This window comes from Catenulispora subtropica, from assembly GCF_039531675.1.
Taxonomy (GTDB): domain Bacteria; phylum Actinomycetota; class Actinomycetes; order Streptomycetales; family Catenulisporaceae; genus Catenulispora; species Catenulispora subtropica.
Window position 1 is genome coordinate 125,925 of sequence record NZ_BAAAQM010000022.1, and the last position, 14,904, is coordinate 140,828.

The 14,904-nt window shown below is 72.2% G+C and carries 14 protein-coding genes; 8 read left to right on the top strand and 6 right to left on the bottom strand.

Features of this window, described 5'->3' with window-relative positions:
• Nucleotide 1 precedes the first annotated feature (1 nt).
• Both ABD466_RS20410 and ABD466_RS20415 read right to left on the bottom strand, forming a co-directional pair.
• Complete coding sequence (locus ABD466_RS20410) at nucleotides 2–994, bottom strand: ABC transporter permease (protein WP_344658700.1); 993 nt, start codon at nucleotides 992–994, stop codon at nucleotides 2–4.
• 68 nt (nucleotides 995–1,062) lie between these two features.
• Entirely contained in the window at nucleotides 1,063–2,889 is a 1,827-nt protein-coding gene (locus tag ABD466_RS20415) for an ABC transporter substrate-binding protein (protein WP_344658701.1), read from the bottom strand.
• A gap of 311 nt (nucleotides 2,890–3,200) precedes the next feature.
• On the opposite strand from ABD466_RS20415, the gene ABD466_RS20420 reads away from it, so the two are divergent.
• Both ABD466_RS20420 and ABD466_RS20425 read left to right on the top strand, forming a co-directional pair.
• The gene (locus tag ABD466_RS20420; RefSeq protein WP_344658702.1) at nucleotides 3,201–4,124 is read left to right on the top strand and encodes an N-acetylmuramic acid 6-phosphate etherase; all 924 of its coding nucleotides are present in this window, start codon (nucleotides 3,201–3,203) and stop codon (nucleotides 4,122–4,124) included.
• A gap of 68 nt (nucleotides 4,125–4,192) precedes the next feature.
• Nucleotides 4,193–5,551: a Fic family protein gene (locus tag ABD466_RS20425; RefSeq protein ID WP_344658703.1), complete on the top strand. Its 1,359-nt coding sequence runs from the start codon at nucleotides 4,193–4,195 to the stop codon at nucleotides 5,549–5,551.
• Nucleotides 5,552–5,554: 3 nt separating this feature from the next.
• On the opposite strand, the gene ABD466_RS20430 is transcribed toward ABD466_RS20425, so the two are convergent.
• Complete coding sequence (locus tag ABD466_RS20430) at nucleotides 5,555–6,577, bottom strand: MurR/RpiR family transcriptional regulator (RefSeq protein WP_344658704.1); 1,023 nt, start codon at nucleotides 6,575–6,577, stop codon at nucleotides 5,555–5,557.
• Complete coding sequence (locus ABD466_RS20435; protein WP_344658705.1) at nucleotides 6,574–7,728, bottom strand: serine hydrolase domain-containing protein; 1,155 nt, start codon at nucleotides 7,726–7,728, stop codon at nucleotides 6,574–6,576. Before ABD466_RS20435 ends, ABD466_RS20430 begins: the two co-directional genes overlap by 4 nt.
• Nucleotides 7,729–7,797: 69 nt before the next feature.
• Between ABD466_RS20435 and ABD466_RS20440 the strand changes: the two genes are divergently transcribed.
• Genes ABD466_RS20440 through ABD466_RS20450 form a run of 3 tightly spaced genes read left to right on the top strand, consistent with a single transcriptional unit; the run spans nucleotide 7,798 to nucleotide 11,380 of the window.
• Nucleotides 7,798–8,742, top strand: coding sequence for a GNAT family N-acetyltransferase (locus ABD466_RS20440; RefSeq protein WP_344658706.1), 945 nt, complete (start codon nucleotides 7,798–7,800; stop codon nucleotides 8,740–8,742).
• Nucleotides 8,739–9,920, top strand: a complete 1,182-nt coding sequence (locus tag ABD466_RS20445; protein ID WP_344658707.1) for an exo-beta-N-acetylmuramidase NamZ family protein — start codon at nucleotides 8,739–8,741, stop codon at nucleotides 9,918–9,920. The genes ABD466_RS20440 and ABD466_RS20445 overlap by 4 nt, the downstream gene beginning before the upstream one ends.
• Complete coding sequence (locus tag ABD466_RS20450; RefSeq protein ID WP_344658708.1) at nucleotides 9,920–11,380, top strand: glycoside hydrolase family 3 protein; 1,461 nt, start codon at nucleotides 9,920–9,922, stop codon at nucleotides 11,378–11,380. Before ABD466_RS20445 ends, ABD466_RS20450 begins: the two co-directional genes overlap by 1 nt.
• Nucleotides 11,381–11,588: 208 nt before the next feature.
• On the opposite strand, the gene ABD466_RS20455 is transcribed toward ABD466_RS20450, so the two are convergent.
• Both ABD466_RS20455 and ABD466_RS20460 read right to left on the bottom strand, forming a co-directional pair.
• Entirely contained in the window at nucleotides 11,589–11,975 is a 387-nt protein-coding gene (locus ABD466_RS20455; protein WP_344658709.1) for a VOC family protein, read from the bottom strand.
• A 23-nt stretch (nucleotides 11,976–11,998) separates the two neighbouring features.
• Nucleotides 11,999–12,445 carry an anthrone oxygenase family protein gene (locus ABD466_RS20460; RefSeq protein WP_344658710.1) on the bottom strand — a complete coding sequence of 149 codons (447 nt, stop codon included), beginning with the start codon at nucleotides 12,443–12,445 and terminating at the stop codon, nucleotides 11,999–12,001.
• A gap of 90 nt (nucleotides 12,446–12,535) precedes the next feature.
• On the opposite strand from ABD466_RS20460, the gene ABD466_RS20465 reads away from it, so the two are divergent.
• The 3 genes from ABD466_RS20465 to ABD466_RS20475 form a co-directional block, all read left to right on the top strand.
• Nucleotides 12,536–13,114 carry a TetR/AcrR family transcriptional regulator gene (locus ABD466_RS20465; RefSeq protein WP_344658711.1) on the top strand — a complete coding sequence of 193 codons (579 nt, stop codon included), beginning with the start codon at nucleotides 12,536–12,538 and terminating at the stop codon, nucleotides 13,112–13,114.
• Nucleotides 13,115–13,316: 202 nt separating this feature from the next.
• Nucleotides 13,317–13,916 carry an acetate uptake transporter gene (locus ABD466_RS20470; RefSeq protein ID WP_344658712.1) on the top strand — a complete coding sequence of 200 codons (600 nt, stop codon included), beginning with the start codon at nucleotides 13,317–13,319 and terminating at the stop codon, nucleotides 13,914–13,916.
• 87 nt (nucleotides 13,917–14,003) lie between these two features.
• A partial coding sequence (locus ABD466_RS20475) for an AMP-binding protein (protein WP_344658713.1) occupies nucleotides 14,004–14,904 on the top strand: 901 nt, incomplete at its 3' end.

The following is a 14,904-nucleotide window of genomic DNA, read 5'->3' on the forward strand; positions in this document are numbered from 1 at the left end:
GTCAGCGCCTCACTCTCGGGTCGATCAGGGTGTAGCACAGGTCGGCGAGGATGTTCGCCGCGATGATGGCCACGGTGATCAGCAGGAACGCTCCGGCCATCACCGGGTAGTCGCGGGTGCCGATGCTCTTCAGCAGCAGGTTGCCCAGACCGGGGTAGTCGAAGGTGTCCTCGATGAAGAAGGACCCGGCGAACATGATCCCGAAGGACAGGGCCAGCACCGTGAACAGCGGCAGGATGGCGTTGCGGCCGATGTAGCGGGCGCGGGTCACCGGGGCGATGCCGCGCAGCTCGGAGGCCAGGATGAAGTCGTCGCCGAGCACGGTGACGACCGAGGACTTCATGGCCAGCAGCCAGCCGCCGTAGCTGAGCAGGGCGTAGCTGCACACCGGCAGCACCGCGTGCTGGACCACCGAGCCGATGTAGTCCGGGTTCCAGCCCGGTTCGGTCGTGATGTCGCTGGTGCCGGCGTCCGGCAGCAGGTTCCACTCGGTGTGGAACACCAGCAGGAGCAACAGGGCCAGGACGAAGGAGGGGACGCCGGCGACCAGCGAGCCGGACACGCTCAGCAGCCCGCCCCAGCGGCTGGACCGCTTGACCGCGGCCACGACGCCGGCGACCACCCCTATCAGGAAGCTGACCAGCAGACCGGACAGCACCGGGATGACCGTCCACGGCAGCGCCGACCAGATCAGGTGGCTGACCGGCACGCCGCTGTAGCTGATGGACTCGCCGAGGTCGCCGCGCACCAGTTTGCCGAGGTAGCCGGCGTACTGGGCGAACAGCGAGTCATGGGAGGTGAAGCCGTAGATCGAGGCGACCTTGGCCTGTGCCTGGTCCGGCGTGAGCCCCTGCATGATGTATTGCTCGTACTGCACATCACCGGGCTTGCCGGGCAGCGCGTGCACGAGGAAGAACGTGAACGTCACCACGACCCAGACCATCACCAGCCCCGCAAGGAGCTTGCCGGCGAGCCGGCGGGCGAATCCCGTCATCTTCCTCCCCTCCCTGTTCCTGTCATCGTCCCGACCCTGTTGCCTTCTTCCGCGGAGTTCTTACCCGGTCACTTGGCCTGCACGAAGCCCTGCATCATCCAGACGCCGGGCGGGTTCAGCAGCAGCGCGTCCTGACCGCTCTTGGGGAAGTTCGTGAAGTGCTTCTCGTTGTAGAACCCGACCTTGGTGTAGTCCCAGATCTGGATCATCGGCAGCTCCTGGTTGGTGGCCGCGGCGAGCTGGGCGATGATCGGCTTCTGGTCCGAGACCGGGGTCACCGACAGCTGCGCGGTGAGCTGGCCCGGGTCGATGCTCTGACCGTTCACGGTGTACGTGGCCGGGGTGTGCTGCCAGTTCGCCGGCGAGGTGTCGCTGTGCGTGGCCTGGCCGTTCTTGACGGTGTAGCCGTCGGCGGAGCCGTAGATGCGGTTGTAGGCCTTGTCGGTCTGCGGGCCCAGGGCGACCAGCCACCAGCCCACCGCGTACTTCCCGGCCGCCATCTCCTTCTGGTAGGTGGCGAAGTCGGCGGTGACCGCGGGGGTGGTCTTGATGCCGAAGGCGGTCAGCTCGTTGGCCACGATGGTGGAGGCGGAGATCCAGTCGGAGAAGCCGTTCACGGTCTGCAGCGTGATCGTCCACTGGGTGCCGTCGGGCAGGTGCCACTGGCCGGAGCCGTCCTTGGTGAAGCCGGCGCCCTGCAGCAGGGTGGCGGCCTTGGCGGTGTCCGGCTTGTAGGCGTTCAGCGCGGCCTTCTGGTCGTCGGACAGGAAGGTGTCGGTCTGGGAGTGGATCAGGCCGGTGGTGTAGGGCGTGGTCATGCCGCCGACCGGCTCGCCGACCTTGGTCACCGCCTCGCGGTCGATCACGTACGCCAGCGCCTGGCGGACCGCGGTCTTGTCGTACGGCGCCTGCTTCTCGTTGAACGCGATCGAGGCGCTGACGTAGCTGGGGGCGTCGACGCGGGTGTAGCCGGCCTTCAGCACCTGGTCCAGGATGTTGGTCGGCATCGCGGTGTACGGCGCGGAGTCCAGCTCGCCGTTGTTCATGTAGCCCCAGATCTGCTGGTTGCCGGAGTAGTGCCGCAGGATGACCTGCTTCGGCGAGACCTTGGAGACGGCGAAGAAGTTCGGGTTGCGGTCCAGCAGCGCCTCGCCGGGGCCGACGCGGGTCAGCACGAACGGGCCGGCCGAGATGTCCTTGGCCGGGGCGAAGGCGGCGATCGGCTTGCCGGCCGCGGTCAGCTTGTCGGCGGCGGACTTCGCGGCCGCGGCGTCACTGCCCTGGGCGGCGGCGATGGTGGTCCAGACGTCGGCCGGGAGCTGGCCGCTGTAGACCTTGTCGTTGACGATGGTCGCGGAGAGCACCAGGCGCTGGAAGTAGAGGTTCTTGACGCCCGGGACCTCGTCGATCTCGACCTTGCCGCCGCCGAGGTCCTTGACGTCGGAGATCTCGAAGTTGCCGGCCGCCGGGCCCGCGGTGCCCTGGGTGTAGGCGATGGCCAGCGAGGTCTTGATGTCCGCGGCGGTGACCGGGGTGCCGTCGGACCACTTGGCGTTCGGCTGCAGCTGCACGGTCAGGCCGGCGTCGGAGGCGGTCCAGCTGGCGGCCAGGCCGGGGAAGAAGTCGTTGGGGTCCGACGGGTTCTTCTTGTCGAAGCCCAGCGACATCTGGTTGTAGCCGAGGAACATGTTGGGCGCGGCGTTGAACGGGTTCATCGGCGCGCCGGCGGTGATCTGGTTGTTGGCGTCGATGCTGGTGTACACGCCGCCGTCCTTGGCACCGCCGCTGCTCGTGCCGCCGTTGGATTTCTTCGACGAGGAGCTGGAACAGGCCGACAGCGCGGTCAGGGCGACCGCCGCGGCGACCGCCGCGGCCAGTGTTTTTTGCCGGGACATGGTCCTGACGTCTCCGTTCGGATCGGTGGGACGGGGCGTTATGGGGGATTCCGCTCGGTTCTGAGCTGGTCGATCCTCGAGCGCGGCGGGGCCGCCTCGGTGCAGGAACCGTAGAGCGCGCCGTCGGGCTTCGTCAATGAGTTGCGCGAATCCTGTTCATTCCGTAACTTGCCAACGACACCCACCGCAGCACCGTCCTTCTCCGCACCGTCCTTCTCCGCACCGTCCTTCTCCGCACCGTCCTTCTCAGCACCGTCCTTCTCAGCACCGTCTCCCTCCGCCCCGGTTCCACCCGAGAGGAACGCCCACGCATGAGCCCTCTGACCCCGCCGACCGCCGACCGCGTCGCCGCGCCGACGGAGGAGCGCAACCCGGCGACCGTGGCCATCGACGCCGTGCCGACGGTGGAGGTGCTGCGGCTGATGAACGCCGAGGACGCGCGGGTGCCCGGCGCGGTGGCCGCCGTGCTGCCGGCGCTGGCCGAGGTGGTCGACGAGACCGTGCGGCGGCTGCGGGCCGGCGGCCGGGTCCACTACTTCGGCGCCGGCACCTCCGGCCGCGTGGCGGTGATGGACGCCGCCGAGCTGATCCCCACCTTCGGCCTGCCGCCGGGCGTGGTGGTCGCGCACATCGCCGGCGGGATCAGCGCCCTGACCATCCCGGTCGAGGGCGCCGAGGACTCCGAGCCCGGCGGGGCCGCGGACGCCGCCGAGGTGGGGCCGGGCGACGTCGCGGTGGGCCTGACGGCCAGCGGCCGCGCGCCGTACGTGGCCGGAGCCCTGCGAGCGGCGCGCGCCGCGGGCGCCTACACGGTCCTGGTCTCGGCGAACCCCGGCGCCGCCCTGGCCGGGGAGGCGGACGTGCACCTGGGCGCCGACACCGGCCCCGAGGCCGTCGCCGGCTCCACCCGCCTGAAGGCGGCCACCGCCCAGAAGCTGATCCTCAACGGCCTGTCGACGGCCGCGATGATCGCCCTGGGCCACACCTACTCGAACCTGATGGTCGATCTCGCCCCCACCAACGGCAAACTCCGCGGCCGCGTCCTGACCATCCTCACCGAGGCCACCGGCCTGCCCGAGGAGGCGTGCGCGACGGCCCTGGCCGCGTCGGACGGCGAGCTGAAGACGGCGCTGGTGTGCCTGCTCGGCGCGACGACGCCGAGTGAGGCGCGCCGGGCGCTGGCCGCCGCGTCGGGCCAGGTCCGCGCGGCTCTGGCGGCCTCCGCGCGGACCTGAGCCCCGCGCGGAGGCCGTCCGCTCTTTATCCGGTTGATCGGCGACCGCCGAGCGGCCAGTCTGGCGCGGTGTTGACGTGGCTTTACACGGTCCCCCTGGTGTGGGACGACGTGGACCCGGCGCGGCATCCCTTCGACAGCGGAACGGCGGCGTCGGCGATCGCGGGCTTGGGGCCCGCCCTGCGCTCACCGCGCCGGCCGGACGGCTTGGTTTCCGGCTCGGCGGAATACCACCGGTTCCGTGAGGAGGCGGATCTCTGGACCGACGCGATGACCTTCGCGCTCGTGGAGCGGTTCGGGGTCTGGGCCTTGGGATGGACCCATCGCGAGCGCGACGGCGGACCGGTGTGGAGCTGGTGCTGCACGGCTGACTCGGTCACCACTCCGGAGGAGACGCTGGAGCGCGTGGTCGCGGCGGTGGGCGAATGGCGCGAGTGGGTGGAGGGTCTGGCCTGGCGGTTCGAGGCGTATCCGCTGGATCTGGCGGCGATCGAGGAGCAGCGGATCCTGTGGGAGCGGACCGCGCGCAGCCTGATCCTGCGGGTGATCGACCGCACGGGTTGCAGCGGCGGCTGGTACGGACTGTGCCACCAGGTGCTCCGCTGGTTCCTGATGCGGTGGGGAGTCTCCCCTGCCGCCGCCACCGTGCTGGTCGAGGACGCCGTCGGTCCGCGGTTCCACAGCTGGGTCCGGCCCGAGCCGCTGGTGGTCGACGAGATCGCCGAGCAGCTGGCCGGGTCGCTGGAACCGGGGCACGGTGCGTGGCCGGTCGGGACCGCGGCGGACCACTTGCAGCGGTGGCTCGACGTGCGGGAGTCGGTGCCGTGGCACGAGGCGATGGAGAACGCCGACGCCGCCGACGTCGCCGGCGCCCCGCTGGTGCCGGCCCGGGACGGCGCGGCGGCCTGTGTCGACGCCTTCGACGCCGTCCTCGACCCCGACCGCGGCCGGGGCCTGCTGGCCGCCCTGGAGCGGGTGCGGGCGGACGCCGCACGCGGCGCCGATCTGGACTTCGAGCTGTTGCGCGGGTGGCAGCAGCAGGTCCTGGGGACTCCGGAGCCGCCGGAGTTCCGCAGGTATCCGGCGTTCGCCAAGCACGGCCGGGAGCGGTACGGCATCGGGCCGGACACCCGCGCGCGCTTCGACGCGTGCCTGGCCGAGAGCGGGTCAGGGCCCGGAGCCCTGCCGCTCGCGGCGCGCGCCGCCCGGACCTACCTCGACGTGTGCTTCTTCCACCCGTTCGACGACGGGAACGCCCGGTCGGCGTTCCTGGCCTTGGTGTTCGTCCTGGCGCGGGAGGAGGTCGCGCTGGACGACGTGGTCCTGCTGCGTCACCTGCCGGTCCGCGCCGGAGAGACGGACGCGGCCGTGGGATTCGCGTGGCTCGTCCTTCGGGCCATGGCGGAGACCCGGCGTCGAGCGGCGTGACGCTTACCGCCCCCGCGCCCCCTGCACCGCGCTGCGCGTCCGCTCCAGCGCGCGCGTGGTGCGGCTGAAGTTGCGCTGCGCCACGCCGACGAACAGGCAGTCGACCACGGTCAGGGCGGCGATGCGGCTGGCCATGGCGCCGGAGCGGAAGGTGGTCTCGCGGACGGCGGTGGTGAGGACCAGGTCGGCGACGTCGGTGATGGGTGAGCGGGGGAAGTTGGTGATGGCGATGGTGCGGGCGCCGTTGTCGTGGGCTTCGGCCAGGGCGGTGACGGTGGCGGGGGTGGCGCCGGTGTGGGAGATGCCGATGGCGACGTCGCCGCGGCCGAGCAGGGCCGCGGAGGTCAGGGCGTTCTCGGCGTCCGGCCAGGCCGCGGCGCGGTGACCGATGCGGTGCAGCTTCTGGTGCAGGTCGGCGGCGATCAGGGCGCTGGCGCCGATGCCGTAGATGTCGACGGCGCCGGCCGAGACCACGGCGTCGACCGCGCGCTCCAGCAGCGTCAGGTCCAGCTGGGCCACGGTGTCCTCGACGGCGCGGGCGTCGGCGTAGCCGAGCTTGGTGACCACGTCGGCCAGGGAGTCGCGGGGGCCGATGTCGCCGCCGACGGTGGGCGCGGAGGCCGCCGCGTCCTCGATGCCGGCGGCGGCCGCCAGCCCGATGCGCAGTTCCGGGTAGCCCTTCAGGCCGACCGCGCGGCAGAAGCGGATGACCGTGGTCTCCGACGTGTCGCACTCGGCTGCCAGCTCGCTGATGGTCTTCGCCGCGACGCCCGAGGGATCGGCGATCGCGGCCTCGGCGACGCGGCGCTCGGAGGGGGGCAGCGTCGGCAGCAGGGCGCGGATGCGCACCAGCACGGTCGGCGGCGGACCCGCCTCGACGACGGCGGCCGCGCCGTTCCCGGCCCCGGCGCCCGTAGCGGTTCCAGCACCCGTGCCGGACCCCGTGACGGACCCCGTGCCGGCGGCGGCCGAGACGGACGACCCGCCCCCGCGCGCGCCGCGTCCCTGCCGATTCCCAGTGGTCATGCGCTGATCCTAGAGCCGCTCGGAGCCCGGCCGGACTCCCCGTTGAGGACTGTCGGCGACGCCACGCCGAACTCGGCGGCGACCGCCGCGTGCAGGGTCCGCCGCAGTTCGCGCGTCCGGTTCCCGCGCCCGAACAACACGGCGTTGGTCAGCAGCACGCACCAGATCCCCGACTCCGGGTCGAAGGCCGCGCTGGTGCCGGTGAACCCGGTGTGCCCGGCCCCGGCGCGGGGCCAGGCCTCGGACATGAAGTCGTACGAGTCGCCCCGCAACGTCCAGCCCAGACCGCGGACGCCGGCCAGTCCCGCGGTCTGGCACCGCAGCGCCTCGGCCCGGATCGCCGGGTCCAGGATCGGGCTGTCGGCCGCGAGCCAGCCGGCCGTCAGGTAGGCGGCGACGTCGTCGGCGGTCCCGAACAGCCCGGCGTGGCCCGCGACGCCGCCGAGGCTTTCGGCGTTCTCGTCGTGCACCACGCCGGTCTTCGGGTCCTGACGCGCGGGATCGTCGAACCAGTTCGCCTCGGTCGGGGCCGCCCCGCCGGCCGGCCGGTAGCCGGTCGACGCCAGGCCCAGCGGGGCCGCGACCAGCTCGGCGAAGGCCTGGTCCAGCGGCTGCGCGGTGACGTCGGCGACGATCCGGCCGAGCAGGATGAAGCCCAGGTCGGAGTAGCGGACGACGGTCCCCGGCGCGGCTTCGGGCGGCTCGGCCAGCACGACCGCGAAGCGGTCCTCGGCCGTGCCGGGCAGCCGCCACACCTCGCGGTGCGCGGGCAGGCCGGAGCTGTGGGAGAGGAGGTGGCGGACGGTGATGGTGTCGCCGGCCGCGAAGCCCGGCAGGTACCGCACCACGGGGTCGTCGAGCGCGATCCGGCCGTCCGCCACCAGCCGGAGTACCAGGGGGAGCGTCGCCGTGACCTTCGTCAGGGAGGCGAGGTCGTAGACGACGTCGGCGCCGGCGGGGTCTGCGGCGTCGGCGGGGTCGGTGGCGTCGACGGGGTCTGCGGACCCGGAGGTGCGGGAGGCCGCGCCGAACGCGCCGAACGCGCCGCCGCGCACCGGGCCGTCGGCGCCGCGGCCGTACCTCAGCACCGCGCCCGGGACCACGCCCCGGCTCACGGCGTCGGCGACGATCTCGCCGGGATCGCTGCTCATCTCGGGTTCCTTCCCGCACGGCGCCGGTGGTAGGTTTCCACCGTCAATGATGTCTGAAGACGTTAGCAAATGACGAAGAGGGTCGCGATGCGCCAAGCCTCCCCCGATGACCTCCCGGCCCTGCGGGCCCTGGCCCGCGACGCGCTGGTCCACGATCCCGACGCCCCCGCGATCGTGGACCTGCTGTGGCACGCGGCCGCCGGCGGCTGCCGGATCGTGGCGGAGACCGCCGACACCGCCGAACCCGCCGATCCCGCTGTCGTCGGCTTCGCCCTGGGCTCGCTGCGCCCGGCGCGCGACGGCCAGCCCGCCACCGGCCACGTCGACCTCCTCGTGGTCCCGGCCGGACACCGTGGCCGGGGCGTCGGCCGGGCGCTGCTGGCCGAGGTCGAGCGCCGGCTGATCGCCGCCGGGGCCGCCCGCCTGCGGATCCGCGGCAACCCCCCGACCCACGCGTGGCCCGGCATCGACATCCGCTACACCCCGGCGGCCTGCCTGGCCGAGTCCGCCGGCTACGAGCGGCTGCTCGACGCGAACAACATGGTCGTCGACCTGGCCGCCGCGGAGCGGGACGGGTTCCTGGCCACCGACGCCGACGTCCGCCGCCTGGCCGACCTCGGTGTCGAGGTGCGGCGCGGCGAACCCGCGGACGAGGAGGCGCTGCGCACGTGGATCGAAGCCGAGTTCGGCGGATCCTGGGCCCAGGAGTGTTCGACGGCCTTGCGCAACGAGCCGCCGACACTGCATGTGGCCGTGCGCGACGGTGCCTTCCTCGGCTTCGCGGCGCACGGCGTGCAGCGCGTCCCGGTCTTCGGCCCGATGGGGACCGACGGCGCGGCCCGCGGGCTGGGCATCGGGGCGGTGCTGCTCCGGCGCTGCCTGGCCGACCAGCACGAAGCCGGGGTCGCGGTGGCCGAGATCGGGTGGGTGGGACCGGTGCGGTTCTATTCGCGGGCGGTCGGTGCCAGGCTGGGCCGGGTGTTCTGGACGTTCGAGAAGGCGGTCGGCGCGTGAGCGGCGTGGTCCCGGCTGCCCGCGTGACCGTCTCCGGTCTGGAGCGTCTCTGCGTTCTCAGCTCCGAGGTCCCGTTCGCGGGCCGGCGCGTCGGCCTGCTGACCCACCCCGCCGCGATCACCTCCGACGGCCGCCATGCCGCGCACGCTCTGCTCGAAGCCAAGGCGGATCTGCGCGCGCTGTTCGGCCCGGAGCACGGTGTGCTCGGGACGGCGCAGGCCGGGGACTCCGAGTCGGCGCTCGTCGACTCGAGCACCGGGCTCCCGGTCTACGACACGTACCGGCACACCGCGGACCACCTGTCCGGGATGCTGGCCGAATCCCGCATCGACGTCCTCGCGGTCGATCTGCAGAACGTCGGCGCGCGCTTCTTCACCTACGAGTCCAGCCTGTACGACGCGCTGGCCGCCGCGGCGCCGGTCGGCGTGCGGGTGTGCGTGCTGGACCGGCCGAACCCGCTGGGCGGCCTCGCCGTATCAGGGCCCGTCCTCGATCCGGCCCACGCCTCGTTCGTCGGGCGGGCGCCGGTCCCCGTGCGGCACGGGATGACGATGGGTGAGCTCGGCGGGTTCTTCGCCGTCCGTCTGGGTGTTCCGGCGCCGGAGATCGTGCCGCTGACCGACTGGGACGCCCGGAGCCTGTTCCCGGCGACGGGGCTGCCGTGGGTGCCGCCGTCGCCGAACCTGCCGACCGCTGTCAGCGCCCTGCTCTACCCGGGAACGTGTTTCCTGGAGGGGACCAACGTCTCGGTCGGGCGCGGGACGACGACGCCGTTCGAGCTCATCGGGGCGCCGTGGCTGGACCGGTCGTTCGCCGAGCGGCTGCGCGGGGCGGCCCTGGCGGGGATCGTGGTGCGGGAGGCGTACGCGACCCCTGCTTTCGACCTCTACGCGGGCGAACAGATCTGCGGCGCGCAGCTGCACGTCACCGATCCCGACGCGGTCGATCCGCTGGCGATCGGAGCGACGGTGCTGGGTGCGCTGCGGGAGGGCTGGCCGGAGGAGCTCGCGTTCCGGGAACGGCATTTCGATCTGCTGGCCGGATCGGACCGCTTCCGGAAGGACGTGATGGAAGGCGTGCCCACGGAGGCGATCCTCGCCGGATGGCGGGATTCGGCGCTGCGCTTCGCCGAGCAACGAGGTCCGTATCTGCTGTATCCGCGCGATGGAGGGTCCTGATGTCTGAGCTCGACGGTCTGATCGCCCGCGTCCTGCAACCCGGGTTCACGGGCACGGCCGCTCCGGACTGGATACGGCGGCGGCTGGCCGGCGGGCTCGGGTCGGTGATCCTGTTCGGGATGAACATCCAGACCCCCGGGCAGTTGCGGGCGCTGACCGACACGCTGCGCGCGGAGAACCCGGACGTGTTCGTGGCCGTCGACGAGGAGGCCGGCGACATCACGCGGCTGGAGCACGCCGCGGGGTCGTCGTACCCGGGGAACCTGGCGCTGGGCACGATCGACGACGTGGCGCTGACCGAGGCGACGGCCCGCTCGGTGGGGACACGGGTGCGGGCCGGCGGCATCGACCTGGACTACGCGCCGGTGGCCGACGTCAACACCGAGCCGCGCAACCCGGTGATCGGCGCGCGCTCGTTCGGCGCGGACCCGATGCTGGTCGCCCGGCACGTCGCGGCGGCCGTACGCGGACTGCACGGGGCCGGAGTGGCGGCGTGCGCGAAGCACTTCCCCGGCCACGGCGACACCACCGTCGACTCCCACTTCGGCCTGCCCACGGTCCACGCCACCCGCGCCGACCTGGAACGCGACACGCTCCCGCCGTTCCGCGCCGCGGTGGCCGCCGGAGCCCGCGCCGTGATGGTCGCGCACCTGCTCATCCCCGCCCTGGACCCGGAGCACCCGGCCTCCGTCAGCCCGGCCGTGATCCACGGCCTGCTCCGCGCGGGCCTCGGCTTCGAGGACCTGGCCGTCAGCGACGCCATCGGCATGGCCGCGGTCCGGGCGCGCTACGGACTGGCCGGCGCGGCCGTGCGGGCCCTCGCCGCCGGCCTGGACCTGGTGTGCGTCGACTCCGACAGCACCGACGACGACATGACGGAGCTGACCGCCGCGATCACCGCCGCCGTGCGCGACGGCTCGTTGCCGGAGGCACGGCTGGTGGAGGCGGCCGGCCGGGTGGCGGAGTTCGCGGCGTGGCGGCGGAAGACGCGGGAGGCGGGCCACCAGGACGCTGACAGTCTCGAAGGCGGCTCCCCCGAGGGCCTGCGGGCCGCCCGCCGCGCCATCAGGATCCTGCGCTCCGACCCCACCGCCCTCCCCCTGCCCCAGCCCCCGCACGTCGTCGAAGCCGAACTGCCGCGCAGCCTGGCCGACCACCTCGCCGAACTCCTGCCCGGCACCACCCGGGCCCCGCTCACCGAGGTCGCCGACGCCGCCGATCTGCCCGCCGGACGCCCGCTGGTGATCGCGGTCCGCGGACTCCAGCAGAAGCCGGAGGACGTGGAACGGGTGACCGCACTGGCGAAGGAGCGTCCGGACGCGATCGTGGTCGAACTCGGCGTGCCGCACGTCGACCCGGGCGGGGCGGCGTGGGTGGCGTCGTTCGGGGCGTCACGGGTCGGGATGCAGGCGGTCGCGGAGGTGCTGGCGGGGGTCCGGCTCAGCGATCCGGCCTCGTGACCAGCGGCGCGGAGGACAGACTGCCTCGCCCGACCCGGCGTGGCAGACCTCGTACCCCTTCGACCGGAGGACCTGGATAGCGCCCCAGTTCTTCGCGCCACCGACCCTCGCGTCCTTCCGCGCCAGCCGGGATCCAGCCATGGACGCGACCCTCACCTGGACCGACGAACTGGACACGATGATCGGCCGGCTCCGCTGAAGACCGGTCTCAGGACTCGGCGCCGCCCCGGGTGAGGATTTCCATGAGGTGCCCGTTCGGGTCGCGGAAGTAGGTGCCCCTGCGGCCTATGACGTACCTGCTGTGGTAGAGCTCACCGATCTCTCGGCATGCGGGATCGCCGTAGTGGGTGATCCCGCTCTGCTGGATACGGGCCAGAGCGGCGTCGAACTCCTGCTCGCCGACCATGAACGCGTAGTGGTGCGGCTCGAATTCGTCCGCCCGGTCGTAGTCCAGGCTGACGCCGTTGGCCAGCGCGACCGGCGTGAAGTGCGCCAGCGGCGGCTCGACGCGCAGGCCGAGGATGTCGGCGAGGAACTGCGCCGAGGCTTGCGGGTCGTGGGCGGGGACGATGGTGTGGTTCAGTTCCACGGACATGGTGACTCCTTGACGGGGACGGATCAGGCGAGAGCCGCGGCCAGCAGGGCGAAGGCGGCGATGATGAGGGCGACCCGGACGTAGTGGTAGCGGTCCCAGCGGCTCAGCTGCTGCTTCCAGTCGGCGGGCCGGTTCTCGGGGGTCCAGGTCTTGTTCCGGTTGTTGATCGGGACCAGCAGCAGGATCGACATGACCACGCTGAGGATCAGCAGCCCGCTCGCTGTGACGACGAGGCCGGCGCCGTGGTGGTGCCAGCCGGCCACGGCCCAGACCGCGGCGAGGAGGAGCGAGGTGATGTACCACACCGGCATCACGGCGCCGAGCATGCGCCCCCCGTGGGCGTGACCGAGTTGGGCACTGTCATCGGGGAGCGCGTTGAGGATCGGATTGATGACGAAGGCGACCGAGAACTCCACCCCCACCATCACGCCGACGACCACGGTGGTGACCACCTCTAGTGCGGTGAGCATGATGATCCTCCCGAGATCTAGCGTTGCTAGCTGTTGAGGCAACGCTAGTACTGCTGCCGCTCGGTTGTCTAGCGATGCTAGAATCGAGGCATGTCGGTACAGGACCGCAAACAGCGCGAACGGGCGGAGCGCGAGCGCCTCATCGTGGCCACGGCCCGCGAACTCGCCGAGCAGCAGGGCTGGGACGCGGTCACCACCCGCCGGCTCGCCGAGCGCATCGAGTACAGCCAGCCCGTCCTCTACAGCCACTTCCGCGGCAAACGGGAGATCATCGGCGCCGTCGCCCTGGAAGCCGCCGGCGAACTGGCCGTGGCGGTGCGGGCCGCGACCGCCGGCGTGGAGGACCCGCGCGAGCGAGTCGTCGCCCTGGCGCGCGCCTACCTCGACTTCGCCGCCCGCAACGTGGCGGCCTACGACGCCCTGTTCCAGCTCGACGGCGGCCTGGCGTTCGCGGTCGAGGAGACCCCGGAACCCCTCAAAGACGGTTTCGCCGCGCTGCTGGAGAGCCTGGGCGAGGTCGCCGGGGACGGCGTCGACCCGGGGCTGTTCACCGAGGTGTTCTGGGCGTCGCTGCACGGGCTGGCGACCCTGAGCCGGACGGGACGGCTGCTGCCGGGGGACGCCGAGCCGAGGCTGGAGCTGCTGGTGGACCGGCTCGCCGTGCTCTGACACGGCGATCGTCATCCGATCACACCCCTCCGCGCCCGGCCCACTCACCGCGCCACGCCGACCGTTCGCCGCAGCCCGCCAACCGATGGTCCACTTCCTGGCGTGTCGCCGTGTCATCCCGTCGATCTGCTTCCTACGGTGGACACGACACGTCCGGCAAGGACCGGACATGTCCGTCACCGACGGAAGGGACGCATCTGCCGTGAGTGAGACCCCGAACGCCCCAGCGCCGTCCTCCGGCGGCACCGCCGACCCGGCCCCCCTCGGGCTGGCCGGCTTCGCCATGACCACGTTCATCCTCAGCTTCGTCAACGCCAACCTCATCTCCGAGAAGGGCAGCGGCGACGTCATCCTCGGCCTGGCCCTGTTCTACGGCGGCATCGCGCAGCTCCTGGCCGGCATGTGGGAGTACCGGCGCGGCAACACGTTCGGCGCGACCGCGTTCAGCTCGTTCGGCGCGTTCTGGCTGAGCTACTGGGGCATCGTGCGCTTGGGCACCGGCGGCGACGCGCACAAGACCATCGGCCTGTACCTGTTCGCCTGGTTCCTGTTCACCGGCTACATGACGGTGGCGGCGACGCGCACCAACGGCGCCGTGCTCGCCGTGTTCGTGCTGCTGACCATCACCTTCCTGTGCCTGGCCATCGGCGCGTGGCAGAACGCTGCCACGCCGCCCGCGGCGATGACGCGGATCGGCGGGTGGCTGGGCATCCTGACGGCGCTCGCCGCCTGGTACGCCTCATTCGCCGCGGTGGTGAACGAGACACACAAGAGGCAGTTGTTCCCGACCTGGCCGCGGTAGGGCCGCGGGACCAGAGTGGGCGAGGGCCGTTGGGTTGCGGTCCTCGCCCGTCCGTTTTCCAATGAGGGCTGGGGAGATGTTGGGAAGATGACTGAGAACAACCAGACTTTGTCCAACTTGTTGCGGGAGAACCGCCGTTTCCCGCCCCCGCAGGAGCTGGCCGATCACGCCAACGTCACCGGATTGGCCTACACCGCGGCCGACGCCGATCGCGAGGCGTTCTGGGCCGCCCAGGCCGGGCGCCTGCACTGGGACGAGCCGTGGACGCAGGTCCTGGACTGGTCGGAGAGGCCGTTCGCCAAGTGGTTCGTCGGCGGCCGCCTGAACGCCTGCTACAACTGCGTCGACCGGCACGTCGCGGAGGGCCACGGCGACCGCGTCGCGATCCACTTCGAGGGCGAGCCGGGCGACTCCCGCTCCCTCACCTACGCGGAGCTCAAGACGGAGGTCTGCAAGGCCGCCAACGCGTTGACCGCCCTCGGCATCGCCGCCGGCGACCGGGTCGCGATCTACATGCCGATGATCCCGGAGACCGCGGTCGCGATGCTGGCCTGCGCCCGCATCGGCGCGGTGCACTCGGTGTGCTTCGCCGCCTTCTCCCCCGAGGCGCTGCGCGGCCGGATCGAGGACGCCGGCGCCAAGCTGCTGATCACCGCCGACGGCTACCACCGCCGCGGCTCGGTCGTGAACCTGAAGGCGAACGCCGACGAGGCGGCCGGCGCGTCACCGACGATCGAGAAGGTGCTCGTGGTCCGGCGCACCGGGCACGACGTGGCCTGGGACCAGGACCGCGACGTGTGGTGGCACGAGCATGTGGACACCCAGCGCACCGAGCACACTCCGGTCGGGTTCGACTCCGAACACCCGCTGTACATCCTCTACACATCCGGCACCACCGGTAAGCCCAAGGGCATCCTGCACACCACCGGCGGTTACCTCACCCAGGCCGCCTACACGCACCACGCGGTGTTCGACCTCAAGCCCGAGA

Coding starts and splice junctions, on each gene's coding strand:
- ABD466_RS20410 (WP_344658700.1), bottom strand. CDS start 994: ATGACGGGATTCGCCCGCCGGCTCGCCGGCAAGCTCCTTGCGGGGCTG.
- ABD466_RS20415 (WP_344658701.1), bottom strand. CDS start 2,889: ATGTCCCGGCAAAAAACACTGGCCGCGGCGGTCGCCGCGGCGGTCGCC.
- ABD466_RS20420 (WP_344658702.1), top strand. CDS start 3,201: ATGAGCCCTCTGACCCCGCCGACCGCCGACCGCGTCGCCGCGCCGACG.
- ABD466_RS20430 (WP_344658704.1), bottom strand. CDS start 6,577: ATGACCACTGGGAATCGGCAGGGACGCGGCGCGCGCGGGGGCGGGTCG.
- ABD466_RS20435 (WP_344658705.1), bottom strand. CDS start 7,728: ATGAGCAGCGATCCCGGCGAGATCGTCGCCGACGCCGTGAGCCGGGGC.
- ABD466_RS20440 (WP_344658706.1), top strand. CDS start 7,798: ATGACGAAGAGGGTCGCGATGCGCCAAGCCTCCCCCGATGACCTCCCG.
- ABD466_RS20450 (WP_344658708.1), top strand. CDS start 9,920: ATGTCTGAGCTCGACGGTCTGATCGCCCGCGTCCTGCAACCCGGGTTC.
- ABD466_RS20455 (WP_344658709.1), bottom strand. CDS start 11,975: ATGTCCGTGGAACTGAACCACACCATCGTCCCCGCCCACGACCCGCAA.
- ABD466_RS20460 (WP_344658710.1), bottom strand. CDS start 12,445: ATGCTCACCGCACTAGAGGTGGTCACCACCGTGGTCGTCGGCGTGATG.
- ABD466_RS20465 (WP_344658711.1), top strand. CDS start 12,536: ATGTCGGTACAGGACCGCAAACAGCGCGAACGGGCGGAGCGCGAGCGC.